This window comes from Paludisphaera sp. (assembly GCF_037189885.1).
Lineage (GTDB): Bacteria > Planctomycetota > Planctomycetia > Isosphaerales > Isosphaeraceae > Paludisphaera.
Window position 1 is genome coordinate 85,520 of sequence record NZ_JBBCIR010000054.1, and the last position, 22,424, is coordinate 107,943.

Consider the following 22,424-nt stretch of genomic DNA (forward strand, 5'->3'; position numbering starts at 1 on the left):
CATGATGCCCGGATTGTTCGACGCGATCGCCCCCCTGCTCGCCCAGGACGCGGCGGCGCCCAGCAACTTCACCACGCTCCTGTTCCTGCTGCCGATCCCCCTGCTCTTCTACTTCATGATCTACCTGCCGCAGAAGGATCAGGAGAAGAAGCGCCGGGCGATGCTGGCCGCCCTGAAGAAGAACGACCGGGTGGTCACCGCCGGCGGGGCCTTCGGCGTCGTGGTGTCGATCGACGAGGGCGCCGACGCGGTCGTCCTGCGGATCGACGACGAGAAGGGCGTCCGGATGAAGTTCGCCCGGTCCAGCATCACGCGGGTCGTGGGGACGTCCGACTGACGAGGGGCGACGGAGGGAGCCGAGTACGATCCGGCGCCGGGCGGCTTTCTCGAGCCGGGTCGTCGCGCCGGGAGCATTCGAGGGCCCGCCAGCGTCCCCGACGCGGCGCCGGCCGCTGGCGCTCTCCCGAGCCCGCCGAGGCCTCGCCGGCCTCGACCCGACCGACCCGAACCGACTTGACGCGAATTGATCCGACCGAGACTCCCAACCGGGCCGACCACGGACCGAGGTCGGCCGCCGCCCGCGGGGCCTGAGGAACGCCGATGAAACGATTCTTGAACTGGAAAAGCGTCCTGATCGTGGGATCGACCCTGCTGGGGCTGATCGCCATGTATCCGCCGGAGAAGAAGCTGAAGCTCGGCATCGACCTCTCCGGGGGGACGATCCTCGTCTACGAGGTCACCAAGGAGAGCGCGTCGGCCCCGAACTTCGACATGCAGGAGCTGATCGCGGCCCTGAAGCAGCGGGCCGACCCCCAGGGGGTGAAGGAGACGCCGATCCGGAACATCGGCGGCAACCGGATCGAGATCATCCTGCCGAAGGCCAGCCCGGAGGAGGTCGAGGACGTCAAGGCGATGCTGACGGACGTCGGCTCGCTGGAGTTCCGGATCCTCGCCAACCGCAAGCACGACTCCGAGGCCATCGCCCGCGCGATGGGCCCCGGCGGCCTGGGCAAGCCCCCGGCGCGTTACAAGTGGGCGCGGCTGGGCGAGGTCTCCCGCGGGACCGACCCCCAGTTCACGGCCGACACGATCACCGACACGAGCCAGAACTGGAGGCGCGACCTCTACGCAGGCACCGAGGTGATCGTCGCGGGCAAGGACGCCGGCGGGGCCGAGAAGCGGCTGGCCATCCCGGTCCTCCGCAACACGACCGACACGCTGACCCTGGCCGAGCCCCACGGCCTGGCGACGGTCGAGTCGTACGAGATCGCGTACAACCCCAGCGGCATCCGCGGCGGCAACCCGGCCGACCCCCAGCCCTCCGACCCGATCATCCGCGAGGAGCCGGTCTCCGAGGGGCGGACCGAGACCTACATCCTGGTGGTCGAGGACCGCCAGAACGTCACCGGCGCCTACCTGTCGCGCGCCTACCAGCAGACCGACGAGAAGCTCCAGCCGGCGGTCGGCTTCCAGTTCAACCGCCAGGGGGCGCGGAAGTTCGGCCAGCTCACCCGCGAGCACCTGCCCGAGGAGGGGGGGCGGTTCCACTACCAGCTCGCCATCCTGCTGGACAACCTGGTGATGTCGGCCCCGGCGATCAACTCGGAGATCCGCGACTCGGGGATCATCGAGGGGGGGGGCCAGGGCTTCAAGGTGAAGGAGGTCCAGCACCTCGTCAACATCCTCCAGGCCGGCAGCCTGCCGGCGAGCCTGAACAAGACGCCGCTGCAGGAGGAGAACGTCGGCCCGACGCTGGGCGAGGACTCGATCACCAAGGGCTGGCGGGCCATCTGGGTGTCCATGCTGGCCGTGCCGATCTTCATGATCTGGTACTACCGCTTCGCCGGCGTGGTGGCGGTGATCGCCCTGATCGCGAACATGATCCTGCTGCTGGGCTCGATGGCCTTCATCCACGCCACGTTCTCGCTGCCGGGCCTCGCCGGGCTGGCGCTGACGATCGGCATGGCGGTCGACGCCAACGTGCTGGTCTTCGAGCGCATGCGCGAGGAGAAGGAGCGCGGGGCGACGCTGTCGCAGCAGATCCGCAACGGCTTCAACCGGGCGTGGGTGACGATCTTCGACTCGCACGTCACCAACCTGCTGGCCGCCGGCGTGCTGTACGCGGTGGGGACGGAGGAGGTCAAGGGCTTCGCGCTGACGATGATCCTGGGCATGCTCTGGAACCTGTTCACCGCCGTCTTCATGTCGCGGTACATCTTCGAGACGGCCTACGCCGAGGGCTGGCTGAAGGAGATGCACTTCCGCAAGATGTTCGACAGGACGAACATCGACTTCGTCGGCAAGCGCTACTACTGCATGGCGTTGTCGCTGGTGATCATCCTGCTGGGCCTGGGGGCGTTCTTCGCCCGGGGCCGGACGATGTACAACATCGACTTCACCGGCGGCACGCTGGTGACGATCCGGCTGAACGAGGAGGACGCCTCGGTCCAGAGCCTGTCGGACAGCCAGCGGACCGAGTTCGTCCGCGAGCAGGCCGGCGTGCTGCCCGACGTGACGATCGAGAGCCTCCGCGTCACCGGCCAGACGGGCCGGGCCGGCCGGTTCAACATCCGGACCACCGAGCAGGACGTCGACCAGGTCAAGGGCCAGATCATCGAGTCGTTCGGCCCGGCGCTGGCGAAGATCGACATGACGGTCGTCGGCGAGAAGCCGATCCCCGGCGCCCCGGCGCCGGCCGCGGGGGCCGAGCCCAAGGCGCCGACGGCCTCGGCGCGGTTCGCGGGCGGGCGGGAGTATGAGCTGGCGTTCAACACGACGGCGTTCAACAGCACCCAGCCCCCGGCCCAGGTCGTCTCGTCGGAGTTCGCCCGCGTCCTCTCGGCCGCCGGGATCGCCAACCCGACCTCGCGGTTCGAGGTCCTGGCGGAGGGGCCCAAGGCCGACAAGGCGGCCGTCGGCGGGACGAAGCTGACGCTCAGGACCGACCTGGAGCCCGAGATCGCCTCGGCCCAGCTCGCCGCCCTGAAGGATTCGCTGGCGAATAACCGCGACATGCTCTTCGAGCGGGTCGCGAACTTCGGCAGCACCGTCGCCGCCGAGACCAGCATGCTGGCCGTCATCGCCATCGTGGCGAGCTGGGTCATCATCATCGGCTTCCTGTGGTGGCGGTTCCACTCGTTCACCTACGGCCTGGCCGCGGTCATCGCGCTGGTCCACGACGTCCTGGTGACGCTGGGCGCCGTCGCCGCCAGCTACTGGCTGGCCCAGGTGCCGGGGCTGAACACGGCGCTGATGATCGACCAGTTCAAGATCGACCTGCCGATCGTCGCGGCGTTCCTGACGCTGGTCGGCTTCTCGGTCAACGACACGATCGTCATCTTCGACCGGATCCGGGAGATCAAGGGGCGGACCCACCACCTCACCGCCGACCTGGTCAACTCGGCCATCAACCAGACGCTCAGCCGGACGATCCTGACGACGCTGACGGCCTGGCTCGTCGTCGTGGTCCTGTACGTCATGGGGGGCGAGGGGCTGCACGGCTTCGCCTTCGCGCTGACGATCGGGTTCCTCGCCGGCACCTACAGCACCATCTACATCGCCACCCCGATCCTGATCGACTTCATCGGCCACGAGGAGGCCGTCCGCGACGCCGCCAAGCCCGGCGACAAGGCGTCGAGGGCCGTCGCCTCGCGCTGAGGCCTGGGGCCTCCGGATCGTCGTCGTACCTCCAGGCCCTCACCCGGCACCGCCCGGGCGAGGGCCTTTTTCGTCCGGGGCGCGCGAGCGACGCCCCGGGCCCGGGCCGTGGCCCGCACTCGGATTCGAGCGGCGTCCGCGTCGCGAGAGCTACAACAATCGCAACTGACCCGAGGACGCGACCCGATGGCTGAAATGTACCTGATCACGCCCGTGATCCTCCTCATGGTGGTCCTCGTGGCCGCCTTGCTGGACCGCTGGAGCGTCCCGGTTATCCTGATCGCGCTCGGGGCGGGCATCCTGTTCGGCAGCGACGTCCTGGGGTGGTGGGACTTCGGCGACGTGGACCTCGCCAACGAGGTCGCCAACCTCGCGCTGGTCTTCATCCTCTTCCAGGGCGGGTTCAGCACCCGTCGCGAGAACCTCCGCAGGGTGGCCCTGCCGGCGATCGGCCTGGCGACGTGGGGCGTGGTCCTGACGGCGGCCGTCACCTTCCTGGTGCTCTGGGGGGCGTTCGGGTGGCCGATGGAGCTGGCCCTGCTGCCGGCGGTGATCGTGTCGTCGACGGACGCCGCGGCCACCTTCTCGATCCTCCAGGGCCAGTCGCTGCCCGAGGAACTCTCCTCGACGGTCGAGATCGAGAGCGCGGCCAACGACCCGATGGCCATCCTGCTCACCCTGGCCGTCGTCCAGGCCTTGACCATCGGCGACGCCCGCTGGACCGTCGTCCTGGCGTCGTTCCTCTGGAAGTTCGCCGCCGGCATCGGCATCGGCTGGCTGCTCGGCCACGGGGTGGCCCGGATGTTCGACCGCCTGCGGCCCCGCGACCGCGGCCATTACTACATCCTGTCGTTCGCCGTCGTCCTGATGATCTACGGCCTGGCCGAGTCGGCCGGCGCCAGCGCCATGCTGGCCGTCTTCGTCGCCGGGTACGTGATGGGCAACGAGCCGTTCGTCCACAAGCAGGGCGTGACGAACTTCCTCTCGGCCCTCTCCACCCTGGCCGAGACCTCCATGTTCATCATGATGGGCCTGCTGGTCTACCCGCACCAGTGGGGGGGCCTGTTCCTGAAGGGGATCCTGGTGTTCCTGGTCCTGACCTTCGTGGCCCGGCCGGTGGCCGTCTGGCTCGGCACGCTGGGCATGGGGCTGACCAACCGGACCAAGGTGTTCGTCGCCTGGGCCGGCCTCCGCGGCGCGGTGCCGATCATCCTGGCGACCTACCCGCTGGCGGCCGGGATGGAGGTCGGCCAGGACGTCTTCAACATGGTCTTCTTCGTGGTGCTCCTGTCCATCGGCATCCAGGGGTCGACGCTGGTCAAGGTGGCCGACTGGCTGGGCTTCTCCACGCCCTCGCGGCCCAGGCCGCTCTACAACCTCGAACTCGTCACGATGGCCAAGAGCGACATGGACCTGATCGTCGTGGACATCCCGGGCGACCAGGGCGAGCCGGGACCCGTCATCTCCGAGCTGGACCTGCCGCCGGGATCGGTCATCACGCTGGTCACGCGCGGCGAGGACGTGGTGGTCCCCAAGGGGGGCACCCGCCTGCTGGGCTGGGACCAGGTCACGGTGCTGGCCCACGCCCGCGACGAGGACCGCATCCGGGAGGCGCTCTCGGGCCAGGGCGTGCCGGCGTGACGACCATCGCGCGATCCGCGAGGGGCGTCCGGCGCGGCGTCCCCGGCCTTGGCCTCGTCCTCGGCCTCGCTTCCGCCCTCGCGGCCGCCCCGGGCCTCGCCCTCGCCGAGGAGCCCCCCGGGCGGCCCCGCCTGCGCGACCTGGGCGCGGCGCCGGGGGTGTTCGAGCCGGGGCCGCTCGACGCGATCACGGACGTCGCCGGGGTGAGGGTCGGCCACGTCACGCTGATCGAGGGGGACTCGATCCGCACGGGCGTCACGGCGATCCTCCCGCACGGCGGCGACCTGTTCCGCGAGAAGGTCCCCGGCGCGGTGTTCGTGGGCAACGCCTTCGGCAAGCTCGCCGGCTCGACCCAGGTCCGCGAGCTGGGGACCATCGAGACGCCCGTCGTCCTGACCAACACGCTCTCCGTCGGCGAGGCCGTCGCGGCCGTCGTCGGCGAGGCGATCGACCGCCCCGGCAACGCCGACGTCCGCTCCGTCAACGCGCTGGTGGGTGAGACCAACGACGGCGGCCTGAACGACATCCGGGGCATGCATGTCCGCCGCGAGCACGTCCGGCGCGCGATCCGCGAGGCGTCCGCCGGCCCGGTCGCCGAGGGGAACGTCGGCGCGGGAACCGGCTGCGAGAGCTTCGGCTGGAAGGGGGGGATCGGCACGTCGTCGCGCCGGCTCCCCGACCGCCACGGCGGCTGGACCGTCGGCGTGCTGGTCCAGGCGAACTTCGGCGGCGTCCTGACGATCGCCGGCGCCCCCGTCGGCCGGGCGCTGGGGCGGCACGCCTTCCGGACCGCCATGGGCGACGACGATCGCGAGGGCCCCGAGGCGCGCGGCGACGGCTCGTGCATGATCGTCGTCGCGACCGACGCCCCGCTCGACGCCCGGGCGCTGGAGCGTCTGGCCGCGCGGGCGGTGTTCGGCCTGGCCCGGACCGGCTCGTCGTTCAGCAACGGCAGCGGCGACTACGCGATCGCCTTCTCCACCGCGCCGGGGCTCCGCGTCCCCCACGGCGACGAGTCCCCCCGGCCTCGCGCCGTCCTGCCGACCGACGCCCTCTCCCCCCTCTTCCAGGCCGCGCTCGAGGGGGTCGAGGAGGCCGTCGCCAACGCGCTGTTGAAGGCCGAGGACATGACCGGCCGCGACGGCCGCAAGGTGGAGGCGATCCCCGTCGACCGCGTCCGCGAGATCCTGCGAGAGCATCGCATGATCCCGTGAGGGCGCATCGAATCGAACTTACGCCGGGCCGGGATTTGAGGGGCCCGGCCGGCGGGGGGATCACGTCCGGGCGATGGCCCGGGGAGAGCCCTCGTTGATACGGCGCCAGCCGGCTGTGGGGCTCCATCGCCAGACCCCGTTGCCGCCGAAGTCGAGGATGACGTCGTCGCCAGACCCCGTGGCGATCGCCAGGGCGGAGGCGTCGTTCAGCTTGACCGCGCCCGTCGGCCAGTCCCAGAACCAGAGGCCGGCCGCGCCGTAGTCGACGTAGGCCGCGTGGGTGCCCGAATCGTTCGGGCCGATCGCGAACCGGGCGGCGGGCGTCGCGTCAAGGCGCTGGAACCCGTCGACGCGGTCCCATCGCCAGAGGCCGTCCGGGCCGAAGTCGACGTAGAGGGCGCCGCGATCCGGCTCGACCGCGATCGAGGTCGGGTCGGCGGGGCTGAGCCGCTCCCACTCCCATTGGCCGCTGGGATACGCGGGGTGGAAGCGCCAGAGCCCGTTGGCGCCGTAGTCGAAGTAGAAGTCGTTGACGAGGAACGTCATCCCTTCCGGGCTGTCGGGGCCGATCCGCAGATAGCCCCGCGCGTCGTCCCAGCTCCAGACGCCGTTGGGGCCGAAATCCACGAGGATCGCGGAGTCGTCGCCGACGACCTTCCTCGGGTCGGCCGGGCTGAGCTGGGCCCACCCGTCGAATTCGCCCAGCGACCAGAGGCCCTGGGAGCCGTAGTCGAGCACCAGCCGGCCGGTCCCGTGGGCCATCGCCTCGGGGGCGGCGTCGTTGAGCTTGCGCCAGTCCCGGACGGCGTCCCACGACCAGAGGCCGGCGCCCCCGTAGTCCGCGTAGAGCGTGCCTCCCGGGGTCGCGAGCATGGAACGGGGGGCAACGTCGTTGAGCTTGGTCCAGCCGGCGACCTCGTTGAACGACCAGAGGCCCGCCGCGCCATAGTCGAAGAACGACAGCGGCCGGAGCGCCTCCGGCTCGTCGTCGAGGACCGTCACGTCGAATAAGAGCACCCCGATCGCGGCGGCTTCCGTCGGATCCCAGGCCTCGACCGTGAACGTCTTGTCGCCGTCGGCCGCGTCGTCGTCCAGGATGTCCACCGAGATGGTCGCCTCCGAGCGGCCGGCCTCGAACGTGACCGTGCCGTCGGCGCGGACGAAATCGTATCCGGGCAACGCGTCGGTGGAGGACGTCTTGTATCGGAGCGTCAGGGGCCGCGAGAGGTCCCCGTTGCGGGCCAGCCGGATCGTCGTCCGGCCGTCGGCCTCGCCGACCGTCGCCGGCCCGTCCGGCGACGTCACGATCGGGGTGGCGTCGAAGAACCGTTGCGCGTTCAGGCCCCCCTCGGGGCCGTTCCACAGCAGCCAGACGTCGCCGCCGCCGGTCGGCAGGATCTGGACGGCGTCGAACGTCCCGGGCGCCAGCTCGGGCGTGGGGATCGGTTCCCCCGGACGCCAGTACCGATAGCCTCCGGCGGGGGACGGGATCGGGAGGAATTGGGGCGTCCAGACGCGGAAGTAGCTCTCCACGCCGCCGGGCGAGCCGGGCCGGACGTAGTGGACGTAGGCCAGGAAGTCGGCGTCGATGGCCGTCGGGACCCCGTCGGCTTGCTCCGCCGGCACATCCTCGTCGTACCGCGCGATATAAACGGGCTCCGACCCGAAGGCGTAGCTGGAGGTTTCGAACCAGCGCGTCGTGGGATTCTCCATCCAGGGGGCGTCGTCGGGGAGGTCCCCCCGCCAGGCGATCCGCGACGAGGACTCCAGGAGCCGCGGGTCCAGGTCCTCGGCGAAGCCGTGGAGCCTGGTGGTGTATAGCTTCACGACGTATTTGGAGATCAGGCTCCCGTCCGGGCCGAAATAGCCCATCATCACGCGCGAGTCGAGGAACGGGGGCCTCGCGCCGAACCGGACCTCCGACCACGTCAGGAGGGTCGTCCCGTCCTGGTAAGCCGCCCGGTCCCGGGCGTCCGACTCCACGGCCTCCCAGTGGGGCTCGGCCGGCGCGAGCGTCATCGAGGCCGTCTCGGACCCGTCGAGGCCGTACCGGCGCGCCCGGAAGCCGTCGTCGAGGATCGAGAGGCCGTCGGCCGTCGCGCCGAACAGCTCGAAGTCGCGCGACAGCCCGGCCGACCCGGCCAGCGCGACCGGCCCGCCGACGGCCGCGCCGTCAGGCTCGTAGCGACGGGTTTCGAGGCCCTCCTCGCTCCACCAGGCGAAGACGATTTCGCCGTCGGGGCTCAGCTCCACCCGCGGCGAGGCCTGGTCCCCGGCGGCGTCGACGTTGAGCCGGAAGGCGTCGCCGATCGGCGCTCCGCCGACGCCGTACCACCGCGCGTAGACGTCCAGCCCCGTCCCGCCGCCGACGTCCTCCTCCCAGGCGACGACCAGCCGATCGTCGCCGACGAGCACGGCACCGAACGACCCTTCTCCGGGAGACGCCCCCTCGGAGATCGTCATGACGTCGCCCGGCACGTGGGATGCCAGCAGCCGGCGATCCTCCAGGGCTTCCACGATCGGCGCGCGCCGTCGACGTCGCGTCCTGGCGAGGGGATTGCTCATGGCGGTCGCTCCCGGGCTGAAACCCGCCGTGGGGCCCGCGACGCGGCGGGGTTGGCGGAGGATGAGCGAGAGATTTCGGATCGGAACCGCCGTGATTTTACCGGCGCGCCCCCCCGCCCTGTTGGAAGATCCGGGAAGGGCATCGGCATGGGGTGGTCGGATGCTCGCGGGCGACGGCGCGACGCTGGCCGCCTCAGGAGATCTCCTTGAGCCCCGGCTTGGGGGCGGGGGGCGGGCCGTCGGCGAGGCCGAAGAGGTGGCGGACGGCGGTGAGGACGGGGTGGGGGGCGTCGGGGGGGATCGGCTCGGAGGCGGCGGAGCGGACGGCGGCGCGGGGGTGGTGGAGGAACTGGTTCTGGAGCCGCGCGGCCATGTGGGCGATCGCCGCGCGGTCGGACTCGGAGAGGTGGGGGAGGTTCTGGAAGAGGAACTCCAGCTCCCGCTCGCGGATCTGGTCGGCGCGGTCGCCGAGCTGCCGCAGGAGGGCGCCGGCGTCCTGCTGGCGGCGGAGCGCGGCGTAGCAGGCCGCCGTCTCGCGCTCGATGATCTGGAGCGCCGGCTCCACCCCCTGGCGGCGTCGCGAGAGGTTCTGGTCGGCCTGGGCGCGCAGGTCGTCCACGTGATAGAGAGTCACCTGGTCCAGGTCGCCGATGCGCGGGTCGAAGTCGCGCGGGATGGCGATGTCCAGGATCAACGCCAGGCGGTTGCGGCGGGCTCGCTGCACCCGGACGTACTGGTCGTACTCGACGACCGGCTCGGCGGCGGCGGTGGTGCTGATGACCAGGTCGGCCTCGATGAGCGCCTGGTTGAGGCGGTCGAACGGGACGGCCCGGCCGTCCCAGCGGGCGGCGGCGGCCTCGGCGCGCTCGGGGTTGCGGTTGGCGACGAGGATCCGGCCGGGCCTCAGCGACTTGAGGTGCTGGAGAGTCAGGTCCCCCATCTTGCCGGCGCCGATGACCAGCACGGTCTTGTCGGCGAAGGTGTCGAAGACCTCGCGGGCGAGGTCGACGGCCACGCTGGCGACCGAGAGCTTCCCCTGGTCCATCCCGGTCTTCTCGCGGACGAGCTTGCCGACGCGCAGGGCGTGCTGGAAGGCCGCGTGGAAGACCGGCCCGGCGGCCTTGCTGGCCACGGCCGCGCGGTACGCCTCGCGCACCTGGCCGAGGATCTGCCCCTCCCCCAGCACCAGGCTCTCCAGGCTGGCGGCCACGCGGAACAGGTGGCCGACCACCGCCTCGTCGTGATAGCCGACCAGGTGCCCGGCGAACGACTCGTGCCGCAGGCCGTGGAAGCCGGCGAGGAAGTCGCCGATCGCGTCGACGCCGGGCGCGACGTCGTCGGGGCCGGCGGCGTAGACCTCCACGCGGTTGCACGTCGAGAGGACGACGAACTCGTTGCCCGGGAACGCCTCGCGCAGGGCGCCGAGCGCCGGGCCCAGGCGGTCGTCGCCGAAGGCCAGGGCCTCGCGGATCGTCGCGGGGGCCGACCGGTGGTCGACCCCGAGCGCCAGCAGCCTCACGGCCCACCCCCCGCCCGCGCCGTCCGGGCCGGCCCGTGGGCCGTCGGCAGCCGCAGGGCCTCCACGCCGACCCAGGTGAAGACCAGGAAGGCGAACGCCGCGATCGTCAGCATCATCACCGACCGGCCTCGCATCGACGGCCGGAACCGGGCGTGCAGCAGCACCGCGAAGACCAGCCACATCCCCAGGGCGCTGAGGACCTTCGGGTCGTTCCAGGGGACGGCCAGCGACGCCCCCTTCCTCATCTCCGCCACGCTGAGCGCCGCGCCGATCAGCAGGCCCACCGTCAGGAGCGGGAAGGCCGCCACCACGGCGCCGCGGTTCACGCGCTCGGACTGCTCCAGGCTCGGCAGCGAGAAGCCGTGCCTCTTGATCGACTTCGACTTGAGCATCCGCATCTGGGCCATGTACATCAGCCCCGCCGCGAAGGCCAGCGACGCGCAGACCGCGCCGGCCAGCAGGAAGACGCCGTGGACGGTCCCCCAGAAGGCCGTCGCCCCGTCCCACTCCCGCCCCGCCTCGGCCCGCGGGACGAACCACGCCGCGCCGGCGATCAGCCCCAGCACCAGCGGCAGCGTGAAGAACCCGACGGCCACCTGGCGGGGCCACCGCGCCATCAGGTACAGCGCGATCAGCGCCACGACCCACGAGAGGACCATGACCGACTCGAACGGCGTCGTCACCGGCAGCGCGGTCCCCGACGTCCAGGCCCGGTTCACGAGGTAGGCCGTCTGCACCAGCCACGCCAGGGCCGTCAGCCCGACCCCCGCGTACCACCGGAGCGGGTTGCGCACCGCGACCCGGGCCAGCTCGACCGCGAGGGCCAATCCATACGTCCCGGCGAAGCAGAGGATCTCAAGCCGATCCATTCCCGGTGGGTTTCCTCGTCCATCTCAAGGAGGGTCGCGATGGCGGGGCGCGTGGCCCCTATTGTAGAGCGAACCGCCGCGGATTCCCAGGGGCGCCACGCCGGGGCAATATTCGGCGACCCTCGGCGAATACCACCCATGAAGGGCCGACGTCGGCCCCCGGAGGGATGTGATGAAGGACGAACGTCGGGCCGAACTCCCCTGCCCCGCCTGCGGCGGCCGGTCGTACTCCCGGGGAGAGATCCGCGCCCAGGGGCTCCGCTTCATCCCGAACGGCCTCCCATTCTGGAAGCGGTTCTTCTGGAAGGGCATGAAGCTCCCCGCCCGCCGCTGCGACGACTGCGGCCATCTCCAGGTCTTCTCGCGGCCCCACTGGGATCGGGTGAGCGGGCGGGGGCGGGACCATCGGCGGGACGCGGATTTCGAGTAGGGGCGGCGCGGTGGCGACGGCCCTATAATAGTTAAAGAGGAGCGGCCCGCCATCCTCGGCGGGCCCGTCGCCCCGATGCTTTGGGAGGAACGCCGACGATGATCGACCTCATCAAGCGGACCATGTTGGCCGGCGTGGGCCTGGCCGTGATGACCAAGGACAAGGTGGAGGAGCTGGGCCGCGACCTGGCCGCGCAGGCGAAGCTCGGGGAGGTCGAGGGCCGCGAGTTCGTCGACAACCTGATGAAGCAGTCCGAGGACGCCCGCAAGGACTTCGAGGACCGGGTCGGCTCCCTGGTCAAGAAGGCGATGGACGGCGTCAACGTCGTCCACAAGGAGGACCTGGACAAGCTCCAGGCCCGCGTCGACGCCCTGGAGGCCGAGCTGAGGAAGCACCAGGACGCCCCGGTCCACCACTCGCACTGACGCCGGCGCGCCCGCTCGCCGCCCGAGATCGACCCGCCGGCCGGCATGGCCTTTGCCCTCCACGGGCCGGAGAGATCAACGGCGACGAGAGGGGACGGCCGATGAGCACGCACCGGGGCACCGTCATCATCACCGGGGGGAGCGGCCTGATCGGCTCGGCCCTCGCGCTCGCCTTGCGCGACCGCTACCACGTCGTCGCCTTCGACAACGCCGGCCTGCCCCACCCTCCCCCGGGCGTCGACACGATGGACGTCGACCTCACCTCCGAGTCGAGCGTCGCCGGCGCGCTCGACCGGGTCGAGCGGGAACAGGGGAGTCGGATCGAGTCGGTCGTCCACCTGGCCGCCTATTACGACTTCTCGGGCAGGCCCAGCCCCAAGTACGGCGAGCTGACCGTGGGCGGCACCGAGCGCATGCTCCGCCTGCTCCGGGACCGCGACGTGGGCCAGTTCGTCTTCGCCAGCACGTCCCTCGTCTACGGCCCGACCGAACCCGGCCGCCCACAGGCCGAGGACGCCCCCCTCGCGCCGATGTGGGCGTATCCCGAGTCGAAGGCGGCCGCCGAGCTAGTCGTCCAGGAGACGCGCGGGTCGATCCCCACGGTGATCGTTCGAATTGCGGCCGTGTACGACGAGGAGGGCCACTCGCCGCCGCTGGCGAACCATCTCCAGCGCGTCGCCGAGCGCTGGTTCATCGGCCGCTTCTACCCGGGCGACCCCGCCCACGGCCAGTCGTTCGTCCACCGGGAGGATCTGATCGACGCCCTCGCCCGCGTCGTCGACCGCCGGGCGCAACTGCCGCCCGACCTCGTCCTGAACCTCTCCGCGGAGACGGTCGCCTACGGGGACATCCAGCACGCGCTGGGGCTGCTGCTGCACGCCGAGGACTGGAAGACCAGGCCCGTCCCCAAGGTGATCGCCAGGGCGGGCGCGCGGTTCCTGAACGCCCTGCCCGGCTCCGGGCATTTCATCCAGCCCTGGATGATCAACATCGCCGACGACCACATCGAGCTGGACGCCTCGCGCGCCCGCGAGCTGCTGGACTGGGACCCCCGGCGCACCGTGCGCGAGACCCTGCCCGCCATGGTCGCGAACTTCCGCGCCGACCCGGAGACGTTCTACCGCGTGAACAAGCTGACGCCCCCCTCCCGGCTCCCGAAGCCGGCCGGCTCCCCGACGCCCGCCTGACCGCATAGCGCGCACGCCGGGGCGGATTGACCCGCCGAAGCGGCACATAGGCGCCAACCAGCCCGTTCGCCGGGCCGCGCGCCTCGCGGATTCTTGAATTGGACGCGGGGGGATGCCTATACTTGGGCCTGGAGTGCTGAATCCGCGCGCAGCGACGGGGCGCGCACCACTCGGCGAGCGAAGGGGGTCGGGACGTGGCGAGCAAGCCCTGGGGCGGGCGGTTCGAGGCCGGGACGGATCGGCGGGTGGAAGAGTTCACGGAGTCGATCTCCTTCGACCGCCGCCTCTACCGCCACGACGTCCGGGGCTCCCAGGCGCACGCCCGGATGCTGGCCCACGTCGGCCTGCTGACCGAGGCCGAACGCGACGCCATCGTCGCCGGGCTGTCGGAGATTGAGGCGAGGATCGAGGCCGGCGACTTCCCGTTCGTGCTCGAGCGCGAAGACGTGCACATGCACATCGAGGCCGCCCTCACCGAGAAGCTGGGCGACCTCGGCCGCAAGCTCCACACCGGCCGCAGCCGCAACGACCAGGTCTCCACCGACGTCAAGCTCTGGGCCCGCGACGCCATCGACCGCGTCGACGCCGGCCTGCTCGAACTCCAACGCGCCTTCGTCCGCTCCGCCGACCGCCACCGGGGGATCATCCTCCCCGGCTACACCCACTTGCAGCGCGCCCAGCCCGTCCTGGCCCCGCACTACTTCCTGGCGTTCGTCGAGAAGCTCGAACGCGACCGCGGCCGGCTGGCCGACGCCCGCAAGCGGCTGAACGTCCTGCCGCTGGGCGCCGCGGCGCTCGCCGGGACGAGCATCCCCATCGACCGCGACTTCGCCGCCCGCGAGCTCGGCTTCGACGGCGTCGCCGCGAACAGCCTGGACGTCTCCAGCGACCGCGACTTCGCCATCGAGTCGGTCTTCGCCCTGACGCTGATCGCCGAGCACCTCTCGGGCTGGGCCGAGGAGTGGATCCTCTGGAGCACGCAGGAGTTCGGCTTCCTGGCCCTGCCGGACGCCATCTGCACCGGCTCCAGCATCATGCCCCAGAAGAAGAACCCGGACGTGCTGGAGCTGATCCGGGGCCGGTCGGCCCGCGTGGTCGGCTCGCTGACGACGCTCCTGGTCCTCATCAAGGGCCTGCCGCTGGCGTACAACCGCGACCTGCAAGAGGACAAGCTCCCCCTGTTCGACGCTTTCGACACCGTCGAGGCGTGCGTCGAGCTGGCCGCCGTGGTCGTCGAGGGGGCGAACCTCCGGCCCGACCGGATCAACGAGCGGCTGGACGAGGGCTATCTCGACGCCACGACGCTGATGGAGCACCTGATCCTGCAAGGCGTCCCCCAGCGCACCGCGCACGAGGTCATCGGCCGGCTGGTCGGCCTCTGCGAGCGTCGGGGCCTCAAGCGCCTGGCCGACCTCTCCGACGCCGACCTCGCCGAAGCCTCCCCCAAGCTGGGCCCCGAGGCCCGCGACATCCTGGGGGTCGAGAAGGCGGTCCAGGCGTTCAAGTCGTACGGCTCCACCGCCCCCGCCGAGGTGGATCGGCAGTTGGGGCGCTGGAAGTCGAAGCTGGAACTGGACTGACCGCGAGCCGAGGCCAGACGAGGGATGCACTCTCGGCGTCCCGTCGCGGAGGATCGCTCGGTCGCCTCACCCCCTTCTCCCCTCGTGGGAGAAGGTGCCCCAACGGGGCGGATGAGGGGGGCGCGACCGAAGGCCATCGTGATGACCCTCTCATCCGGCACTCGGCCACCTTCTCCCACGAGGGGAGAAGGGATGCTTGATTCGACCTCTCAAATGATTGATTGATCCCGGGAACGATCCTCCCGAAACACTCTTTCCCCGAGCGACCCCGTCCATGGAAGCGTTTCAGTACCGCGACAATCAGCTCTACTGCGAGGACGTCCCCGTCGCCCGGCTGGCGGAGGAGTACGGGACGCCGCTGTACGTCTACAGCGGGTCGGCGATCGTGGACACGCTGAAGACCTTGCAGGAGGTCTACGCCGAGGTGGACCCGCTGGTCTGCTACTCGGTGAAGGCGAACTCCAACCTGTCGATCCTGCGGCTGCTGAAGGCCCACGGCAGCGGGTTCGACGTCGTCTCCGGCGGCGAGCTGTTCCGCGTGCTGAGGGCCGGCGGCGACCCGGCGCGGACCGTCTTCGCCGGGGTCGGCAAGAGCGACCCGGAGATCGCCCAGGCGATCGAGGCCGGCGTCCTGATGTTCAACGTGGAGAGCGAGGCCGAGCTGGAGGCCATCGCCCGCGTCGCCTCGTCGATGGGCCGCGTCGCGCCGATCGCGCTGCGGGTCAACCCGGACGTCGACCCCAAGACGCACCGCTACACGTCGACCGGGCAGAAGCAGTCCAAGTTCGGCGTGGACATCGAGCGGGCCCTGCGGATCGCCGAGGGCGTCAAGGGCATGCCGAGCCTGACGATGATCGGCATGCACATGCACATCGGCTCGCAGATCACCACCGTCGAGCCCTACGCCAAGGCCGTCGAGAAGGGCGTGGAGCTGATCGGCAAGCTGCGCGCGATGGGCCACCCGGTCGCCTGGTACAACATGGGCGGGGGCTACGGCATCGGCTACAGGGGCCCGGAGGCCAGGCCGATCAAGGAATTCGCCGACGCCATCCTGCCGGGGATCAAGGCGGCCGGCTGCCGGCTGGCGATCGAGCCGGGGCGGGTGATCGCCGGGAACGCCGGCGTGCTCGTCAGCCGTGTGTTATATACCAAGCAGTCGGGCGACAAGCGGTTCCTCATCCAGGACGCCGCCATGAACGACCTGATCCGGCCGGCGCTCTACGAGTCGTTCCACCGGATCTGGCCCGTGGCGGTCCCGGAGGGGTTCCCCGCTCCGCCGGCCGACTACGAGGCCGAGATCCCCGGCACCGAGCCCCGCGACGTGGTCGGCCCGATCTGCGAGAGCGGCGACTTCCTCGCCAAGGACCGCGCGCTGCCGCCGCTGGACCGGGGCGACCTCCTGGCGACGTTCTCCGCCGGCGCGTACGGCATGGTCATGGCCTCCAACTACAACACCCGCCCCCGCGCCGCCGAGGTGCTCGTCGAGGGGGGCACCGCCCGGCTGGCCCGCCGTCGCGAGACCCTCGACGACCTGGTGGCCGCGGAGGAGGGGCTGTAAGCCGCGGCGGGGGAACGGCCCCCGGACCCATTCGACCCCATCGCTCGCATCGGACCAACCTCATGCCTCACCACAGAGTTCGCTCGATCGACCGATGCGGGGATTCCTCGGGCGCCCGGCGGCGGGCCGTCGCCGTCGGGGTGCTCGCCGCCCTGGGGCTGGCCTGGCCGGCCGCCGCGCCGCCGGCCCTCGCCCAGGCGCCCGGCCCCGACCTGTTCGCCGTCGAGCCCAGGTCGCCCGAGCAGCTCTGGGAGGCCGTCGACTACCTCTCGCGCACCGGCCAGGGGCGCCAGGCCGTCCCCTACATCGAGGCGTTCAACAAGCTGGAGGTCGACGACGCCGAGCTGCTGAAGCTCCGCGACCGCTTCGGCCCCGGCTCGTTCCTGCGCCTGGCCGACGACCCGGCCACCCGGCCCTACGCCGCCCCCCTGGCCGACCGCCTCGTCGCCGCCGCCCGCCGCCTCCAGGCCGACCCCGAGCGCATCAAGTCATACATCCCCGGCCTGCTCGCCTCCCGCGAGGAGCGCGATTACGCCGTCGACCGCCTCCGCGAGTCCGGCTCCTTCGCCGTGCCGGCGATCGTGGCCGAGATGGGCAAGTACAACGCGACCGACCCGCGGCGCGAGCGCCTGGTCGACGCCGCCGGCCGGCTCGACACCTCGTCGACCCCCGCCTGGATCGCCGCGCTCGACAGCCCCGACCCGATGATCGCCGCCGACGCCGCCCGGATCCTCGGCGACCTGGGCGACCCCCGCGCGATCCCGTTCCTGACCTACCCGGCCGCCTCGCCCGACTCCCCGCCGCCGGTCAAGGCGGCCGCGACGCTGGCGATCGAGCGGCTGACCGGCAGGCCGTTCGCCCAGCAGCCGAAGTCCCCCGTCCAGACCCTGAGCGACGCCGCCGACGCCTTCGTCCGCCGGCAGTACGAGATGCCCAGCGAGCAGGTCCTCCTCTGGCGATGGGACCCGGCGCGGAACGCCCCCGCCCCCACCCTGGCGAAGCGCGTGGACGTCGAGGGGATCTTCGGCGGCGCGTTCGCGGAGCAGGCCCTCCGGCTGGCGCCCGGCGACCGCCGCGCCCAGGTCGTCAGCCTCGGCTTCAAGCTGTCTCGGGCCGTCGACAAGGTCGGCTACGAGAACTTCCCGGGCGACGACCTGGAGACCTACGGCGAGGCGCTCGCCGCCGGGCCCGGCGTGCTCGGCGACCTCGTCCGCGAGGCGATCGCCACCGGCCGCCCCACGCTCGCCGCCGCCGCCGCCCGGGCGCTCGGGCGGGTGGCCGACCCCGCGCTGGCCGCCGAGGGGGGCCGCCAGCACCCGCTGGTCGAGGCCCTCTCGGCCCCCGGCCGCCGGCTCCAGCTCGCCGCGGCGAAGGCCATCGTCGACCTCGCGCCGCCGCGGCCGTTCCCCGGGTCGAGCCGCGTCGTCCCCACCCTCGCCCGGTTCCTGCTCAGCGGCGAGAGCCCCCGCGCCGTGATCGTCGACGGCAACCCCGGCCGGGCCTCCCAGATGGCCGGCTCGCTCCGCGCCATGGGCTACCAGGTCCAGGCCGAGCCCACCGGCGAGGCCGCCTTCGCCGCCGCGGTCGAGTCGGCCGACGTCGAGCTGATCCTCGCCGCGCACGACCAGGCGGGCGGCTCGTGGGACGTCCAGGACGTCCTCTCGATGTTCCGGGGCGACGCCCGCGTCGCGTCCCTCCCCCTGTTCATCTACGGGCCGCGCGACCTGGAATACCGCCGGCCCAACCTGCCCGCGAACTACCCCGGCGTGAAGTTCATCGTCCATACCGACGATCCCGAGGCGCTGGAGCGGCAGATCGGCCGCCCCTCCCTCCTGAGCGGCGAGGAGCGCGCCTCCCAGGCCAGGCGGGCGGCCGAGGCCCTGGCCAGGATCGCCGACAGCCCCCGGAGCCTGTTCGTCCCCGATCTGGCCGGCGTCGACGAGCTGCTCGTCGGCGCGATCGGCCTGCGCGACGTCCAGGGCCCCGTGGCCGCGACCCTGGCCGAGATCCCCAGCCCCCGGGCGCAGCGCGCCCTGGCCGACGCGATCCTCGACGCCTCCCGCGACCCCGAGCTGCGACGCGACGGTGCCAGGCTCCTGGCCCGTAGCCTCCAGCGCTTCGGCCCGATGCTGGCCCCGGACCAGGAGGCCAAGCTCGCCGACGCCTACGCCTCCGAGGGCGACGTCGAGCTGCGAGCCGGCCTGGGCGCGGCCCTCGGCGCCCTCCGCCGCGCCTCGCGCGACGCCGACCGGCCGGCCCCGCGCTGAATCATGGCCCCTCGCGTGAACGGTCTTCCCCCCTGGAGGGGGAAGACAGACTCCGAAGGAGTCAGATGAGGGGGGGCTGCCCAGGTAGCTTCGGATTTCGGAACCTTGGGCCGGGCCGGCGGCCGGGGAAGGCCCCTCCGAACTCCGACGGCCGCCTCGCTCTTCCCCCCCGCATCCGGCCCTCCGGGCCACCTTCCCCCTCCAGGGGGGAAGGACGTTAGGATGCCCGACCCGACCCGACCCGACCTTGCGACGGCCGCGACAACCGCACAGAGACCCATGCCGCTAAGGCCGGCCGGCCCGACCCGGCCGCATCAAGGACGCAGCGACACCAGGAACGGCCCGATCCATGCCCATCGAGACCCGGCCGAGTTACGGTCGACCGCTCAGGCCCTCGTTCCGGGGGCACGACCCGGCCCCCGCCCTCGACCCGAACGCCCCCCTCCCGGGGGTGATCGGCGCGGCGGCCGCGATGCGCGAGGTCTTCACGGCCGTCCGCCGCGTCGCGCCCTCGCGCGCCTGCGTCCTGATCGTGGGGGAGACCGGCACCGGCAAGGAACTCATCGCGCGGGCCGTCCACGACCTCAGCCCGCGCTCCACCGGCCCCTACGTCCGCGTCAACTGCGGCGCCCTGACGGAGAGCCTGCTGGAGTCCGAGCTGTTCGGCCACGTCAAGGGCGCGGTCACCGGCGCCGTCGACAACCGCACCGGCCGGTTCGAGGCCGCCCACGCCGGCACCATCTTCCTCGACGAGGTCAACAGCACCTCCCCCAAGCTCCAGGTGAAGCTCCTGCGCGTCCTGCAGGAGGGGGAGTTCGAGCGCGTCGGCGACAACAACACCAAGAAGGTCGACACCCGGATCGTCGCCGCCACCAACCGCGACCTCCTCGACGAGATCGACGCCGGCCGCTTCCGGGAGGACCTCTACTACCGACTCAACGTCGTCCCCATCCACCTGCCGCCGCTCCGCGAGCGCCGGGACGACGTCGAGTCGCTGGTCGAGGCCTTCCTCAGGCGCTACGCCGAGCAGAACCGCAAGGACGTGCGACGGGTCCACCCCGACGCCATGCGCCGGCTCCGCGAGCACGACTGGCCGGGGAACGTCCGCGAGCTGCAGAACTACGTCGAGCGCGCCGTGATCCTCGGCGACGGCCCCGAGCTGCTGGTGGAGCACCTGCCCCCCCAGCTCCGCGGCGAGGCCCCCCCCCGCCCCGCCCGCCCTCGCGCCGCGGGGGGCGCCGGCGCGATCGCGGGCTCCGACCTCGCCGCCCTCACGACCGAGCTGGTCCGCCAGGGGATCCGCGACGCCGGCCCCGCCGCCAACGACCTGCACGACCGCGTCGTCGGCCGGGTCGAGCGCGAGCTGATCCAGCAGGTCCTGCGGGCGAGCGACCGCGTCCAGATCAAGGCCGCGGCGCGGCTGGGGATCAACCGCAACACCCTGCACAAGAAGCTGACGGAGTATCGCATCGACGACAGCGCCTCGGCCCCCCCGGCCGAAGGCGAAGGCGAGGAGGCCCAGGACGGCGGACGGATCGGCGATGCCCACCCCCCCAACGACGAGTGAGCCCGAATATGCGCAAAGCCGACCTCATCCCCCCCGCCTCCGACGGGGCGCCGGCCCCGGGCGCGCCGAATTCCAGCCGATCGGCCGGGACTCCGCTCGAACTCGATCGTTTGCACGCGGGGGACTGCCTGCGACTGTTGCCCCGGATCGAGGACGCCTCGGTCGACCTGATTTTCGCCGACCCCCCCTTCAACATCGGCTATGATTACGATGTCTACGACGACGCCCGCGACCCCGACGCCTACCTCGATTGGACCAGGCGGTGGGGACGCGAGGTCGTTCGCGCGCTCAAGCCCGACGGGACGTTCTGGATCGCGATCGGCGACGAATACGCCGCCGAGATGAAGTGGATCTTCCACCGCGAGCTGGGGCTGACCCTGCGGTCCTGGGTGGTTTGGTACTATACGTTTGGGGTCCACTGTCGGCGAAAATTCGCCCGCAGCCACGCCCACCTGCTCTACTTCTTGAAGGACCCCAAACGTTTCACCTTCAACGCCGACGACCCCCAGATCCGGGTCCCGTCGGCGCGGCAGCTCGTCTACGACGACATCCGGGCCAACCCCAACGGCCGGCTGCCGGACGACACCTGGATCCTCCGCCCCCAGGACATGGCCCAGGGCTTCCAGCCGGACGAGGACACCTGGTACTTCCCGCGCGTCTGCGGCACTTTCAAGGAACGCGCCGGCTTCCACGGCTGCCAGATGCCCGAGCAGGTGCTCGGCCGGATCATCCGCGCCAGCTCCAACCCCGGCGAGGTCGTCCTCGACCCCTTCGCCGGCAGCGGCACGACGCTGACCGTCGCCAAGAAGCTCGACCGCCGCTACATCGGCTTCGAACTCTCCGACGACTACGCCGCCGCCGCCCGCAAGCGCCTGGACGCCGCCTCCCCCGGCCAGCCCCTCGAAGGGGGCCCCGACCCCCTCGCCGGCGGCCGCAAGACCCCCGACCAGCCCACCCCCCGCCGTCGCCGCGCCGCCAAGCAAGCCGGGGCGTGAACGGGGCCGGAGGACGAGACGGCTTGCGTGATTTCAACGGTCTTCCCCCCTGGTGGGGGAAGACAGACCGCGCAGCGGTCAGATGAGGGGGAGCCCGCCCGCGGAGTCTCGGAGTTCGGAACCTCGGCTTGCGGGCCGACGGCCTGGGGAAGGCCCCTCGAACTCCGGAGGTCGTTTCGCTCGTCCCCCCCTCATCCGGCCCTCCGGGCCACCTTCCCCCACCGGGGGGGAAGGGCGCTCTGAGCGTCTTCCCGAAGTCCCGAAATCACCCGGCGCAGGGGTCGGGGGAGGCCGCGAACATGGCGTCCATGCGCTTCTTCAGCTCCTCGGGCGAGACGTCCTCGACCTTCGTGGCGACGGACCAGTGGTGGCCGAACGGGTCGATCAGCTTGCCGTAGCGGTCGCCCCAGAACGCGTTCTCGGCCGGCATGGTGATCGTCGCCCCGGCCTCGGCCGCCTGCGCCATCGTCGCGTCGACGTCGGGCGACTGGAGGTGGATCACCACGCTCGCCCCCTGGCCCGAAGGCGCGACCGAGCCGTGCTCCGGGAACTCGTCGGCCAGCATCACGACCGCGTCGCCGATCATCAGCTCCGCGTGGCCGACCCGCTCCACCCCGTCCGGGCTCGGCCACGGCATCCGGAACCGCTCCCGCGCCCCGAACGCCTTCTTGTAGAACTCGATCGCCTCCGCCCCCCCCTTCACAACCAGGTGCGGCGTGATCGTCGGGAACCCCTTCGTCTGCGTGTCGGCCATCGTCCACCTCCCGTCGAAGTTAGGGCTCGTCGCCAATGTTCGCATGAACATTAAGTGCGACGGCCCCGGATTCAACCCTGTTATCGTCCGATTGTCAACGGGTGTGCAGTACGGATCGGGCTTTCACCGGTTTTCCGCATGCATGATCGTGGGTGGGCGGGTCGGACTCGCAATTTCCTCTTCGAAACCTGAAATC

Annotated in this window: 16 protein-coding genes; 12 read left to right on the forward strand and 4 right to left on the reverse strand. The window is 71.6% G+C overall.

The features are described 5' to 3' along the window. The first annotated feature begins 1 nt into the window (after position 1). The 4 genes from yajC to WG209_RS15945 all read left to right on the forward strand — a co-directional run bounded on the left by yajC (position 2) and on the right by WG209_RS15945 (position 6,512). Positions 2 to 337: a preprotein translocase subunit YajC gene (gene yajC / locus WG209_RS15930; RefSeq protein WP_337176056.1), complete on the forward strand. Its 336-nt coding sequence runs from the start codon at positions 2 to 4 to the stop codon at positions 335 to 337. Between the two features lie 263 nt (positions 338 to 600). Continuing rightward, entirely contained in the window at positions 601 to 3,657 is a 3,057-nt protein-coding gene (gene secD / locus WG209_RS15935) for a protein translocase subunit SecD (protein WP_337176057.1), read from the forward strand. Positions 3,658 to 3,843: 186 nt separating this feature from the next. Further along, positions 3,844 to 5,298 carry a potassium/proton antiporter gene (locus WG209_RS15940; protein WP_337176058.1) on the forward strand — a complete coding sequence of 485 codons (1,455 nt, stop codon included), beginning with the start codon at positions 3,844 to 3,846 and terminating at the stop codon, positions 5,296 to 5,298. Continuing rightward, positions 5,295 to 6,512 (forward strand): P1 family peptidase, encoded by a 1,218-nt coding sequence (locus tag WG209_RS15945; protein WP_337176059.1) that lies wholly within the window; start codon positions 5,295 to 5,297, stop codon positions 6,510 to 6,512. The genes WG209_RS15940 and WG209_RS15945 overlap by 4 nt, the downstream gene beginning before the upstream one ends. A 60-nt stretch (positions 6,513 to 6,572) precedes the next feature. Here WG209_RS15945 and WG209_RS15950 read toward each other — a convergent pair whose 3' ends face one another. The 3 genes from WG209_RS15950 to ccsA form a co-directional block, all read right to left on the reverse strand. Then, the gene (locus tag WG209_RS15950; RefSeq protein WP_337176060.1) at positions 6,573 to 9,077 is read right to left on the reverse strand and encodes a Calx-beta domain-containing protein; all 2,505 of its coding nucleotides are present in this window, start codon (positions 9,075 to 9,077) and stop codon (positions 6,573 to 6,575) included. 193 nt (positions 9,078 to 9,270) lie between these two features. Next, a complete protein-coding gene (gene hemA, locus WG209_RS15955) occupies positions 9,271 to 10,596 on the reverse strand; it encodes a glutamyl-tRNA reductase (protein WP_337176061.1) in 1,326 nt (441 codons plus the stop codon). Further along, positions 10,593 to 11,465 (reverse strand): cytochrome c biogenesis protein CcsA, encoded by an 873-nt coding sequence (ccsA, locus tag WG209_RS15960; RefSeq protein ID WP_337176062.1) that lies wholly within the window; start codon positions 11,463 to 11,465, stop codon positions 10,593 to 10,595. Before ccsA ends, hemA begins: the two co-directional genes overlap by 4 nt. 172 nt (positions 11,466 to 11,637) lie before the next feature. Between ccsA and WG209_RS15965 the strand changes: the two genes are divergently transcribed. The 8 genes from WG209_RS15965 (at position 11,638) to WG209_RS16000 (ending at position 21,474) form a co-directional block, all read left to right on the forward strand. Further along, the gene (locus WG209_RS15965; RefSeq protein WP_337176063.1) at positions 11,638 to 11,895 is read left to right on the forward strand and encodes a hypothetical protein; all 258 of its coding nucleotides are present in this window, start codon (positions 11,638 to 11,640) and stop codon (positions 11,893 to 11,895) included. A gap of 98 nt (positions 11,896 to 11,993) precedes the next feature. After that, positions 11,994 to 12,320, forward strand: a complete 327-nt coding sequence (locus WG209_RS15970) for a hypothetical protein (protein WP_337176064.1) — start codon at positions 11,994 to 11,996, stop codon at positions 12,318 to 12,320. Between the two features lie 101 nt (positions 12,321 to 12,421). Beyond that, positions 12,422 to 13,507 carry an NAD(P)-dependent oxidoreductase gene (locus tag WG209_RS15975; RefSeq protein WP_337176065.1) on the forward strand — a complete coding sequence of 362 codons (1,086 nt, stop codon included), beginning with the start codon at positions 12,422 to 12,424 and terminating at the stop codon, positions 13,505 to 13,507. 194 nt (positions 13,508 to 13,701) lie between these two features. Beyond that, positions 13,702 to 15,087: an argininosuccinate lyase gene (gene argH, locus WG209_RS15980; protein ID WP_337176066.1), complete on the forward strand. Its 1,386-nt coding sequence runs from the start codon at positions 13,702 to 13,704 to the stop codon at positions 15,085 to 15,087. Positions 15,088 to 15,361: 274 nt separating this feature from the next. Continuing rightward, positions 15,362 to 16,645: a diaminopimelate decarboxylase gene (gene lysA, locus WG209_RS15985; RefSeq protein WP_337176067.1), complete on the forward strand. Its 1,284-nt coding sequence runs from the start codon at positions 15,362 to 15,364 to the stop codon at positions 16,643 to 16,645. Between the two features lie 62 nt (positions 16,646 to 16,707). Beyond that, on the forward strand, positions 16,708 to 18,912 hold the full coding sequence (locus tag WG209_RS15990) for a HEAT repeat domain-containing protein (protein ID WP_337176068.1): 2,205 nt from the start codon (positions 16,708 to 16,710) through the stop codon (positions 18,910 to 18,912). Positions 18,913 to 19,261: 349 nt separating this feature from the next. Further along, entirely contained in the window at positions 19,262 to 20,479 is a 1,218-nt protein-coding gene (locus WG209_RS15995; protein ID WP_337176069.1) for a sigma-54 dependent transcriptional regulator, read from the forward strand. Positions 20,480 to 20,487: 8 nt separating this feature from the next. Further along, positions 20,488 to 21,474, forward strand: a complete 987-nt coding sequence (locus tag WG209_RS16000; protein ID WP_337176070.1) for a site-specific DNA-methyltransferase — start codon at positions 20,488 to 20,490, stop codon at positions 21,472 to 21,474. Positions 21,475 to 21,739: 265 nt separating this feature from the next. Here the strand turns inward: WG209_RS16000 and WG209_RS16005 are convergent, their stop codons facing one another. Then, positions 21,740 to 22,228 (reverse strand): VOC family protein, encoded by a 489-nt coding sequence (locus tag WG209_RS16005; protein ID WP_337176071.1) that lies wholly within the window; start codon positions 22,226 to 22,228, stop codon positions 21,740 to 21,742. Between the last annotated feature and the right edge of the window lie 196 nt (positions 22,229 to 22,424).

What these genes read in the sequence shown, in the direction of transcription:
- WG209_RS15940 (WP_337176058.1), top strand. Translation starts at nt 3,844, where the DNA reads ATGGCTGAAATGTACCTGATCACGCCCGTGATCCTCCTCATGGTGGTC.
- WG209_RS15950 (WP_337176060.1), bottom strand. Translation starts at nt 9,077, where the DNA reads ATGAGCAATCCCCTCGCCAGGACGCGACGTCGACGGCGCGCGCCGATC.
- secD (WP_337176057.1), top strand. Translation starts at nt 601, where the DNA reads ATGAAACGATTCTTGAACTGGAAAAGCGTCCTGATCGTGGGATCGACC.
- WG209_RS15965 (WP_337176063.1), top strand. Translation starts at nt 11,638, where the DNA reads ATGAAGGACGAACGTCGGGCCGAACTCCCCTGCCCCGCCTGCGGCGGC.
- WG209_RS16000 (WP_337176070.1), top strand. Translation starts at nt 20,488, where the DNA reads ATGCGCAAAGCCGACCTCATCCCCCCCGCCTCCGACGGGGCGCCGGCC.
- WG209_RS15990 (WP_337176068.1), top strand. Translation starts at nt 16,708, where the DNA reads ATGCCTCACCACAGAGTTCGCTCGATCGACCGATGCGGGGATTCCTCG.
- yajC (WP_337176056.1), top strand. Translation starts at nt 2, where the DNA reads ATGATGCCCGGATTGTTCGACGCGATCGCCCCCCTGCTCGCCCAGGAC.
- lysA (WP_337176067.1), top strand. Translation starts at nt 15,362, where the DNA reads ATGGAAGCGTTTCAGTACCGCGACAATCAGCTCTACTGCGAGGACGTC.
- WG209_RS15975 (WP_337176065.1), top strand. Translation starts at nt 12,422, where the DNA reads ATGAGCACGCACCGGGGCACCGTCATCATCACCGGGGGGAGCGGCCTG.
- WG209_RS15970 (WP_337176064.1), top strand. Translation starts at nt 11,994, where the DNA reads ATGATCGACCTCATCAAGCGGACCATGTTGGCCGGCGTGGGCCTGGCC.
- WG209_RS16005 (WP_337176071.1), bottom strand. Translation starts at nt 22,228, where the DNA reads ATGGCCGACACGCAGACGAAGGGGTTCCCGACGATCACGCCGCACCTG.
- ccsA (WP_337176062.1), bottom strand. Translation starts at nt 11,465, where the DNA reads ATGGATCGGCTTGAGATCCTCTGCTTCGCCGGGACGTATGGATTGGCC.
- WG209_RS15995 (WP_337176069.1), top strand. Translation starts at nt 19,262, where the DNA reads ATGCCCATCGAGACCCGGCCGAGTTACGGTCGACCGCTCAGGCCCTCG.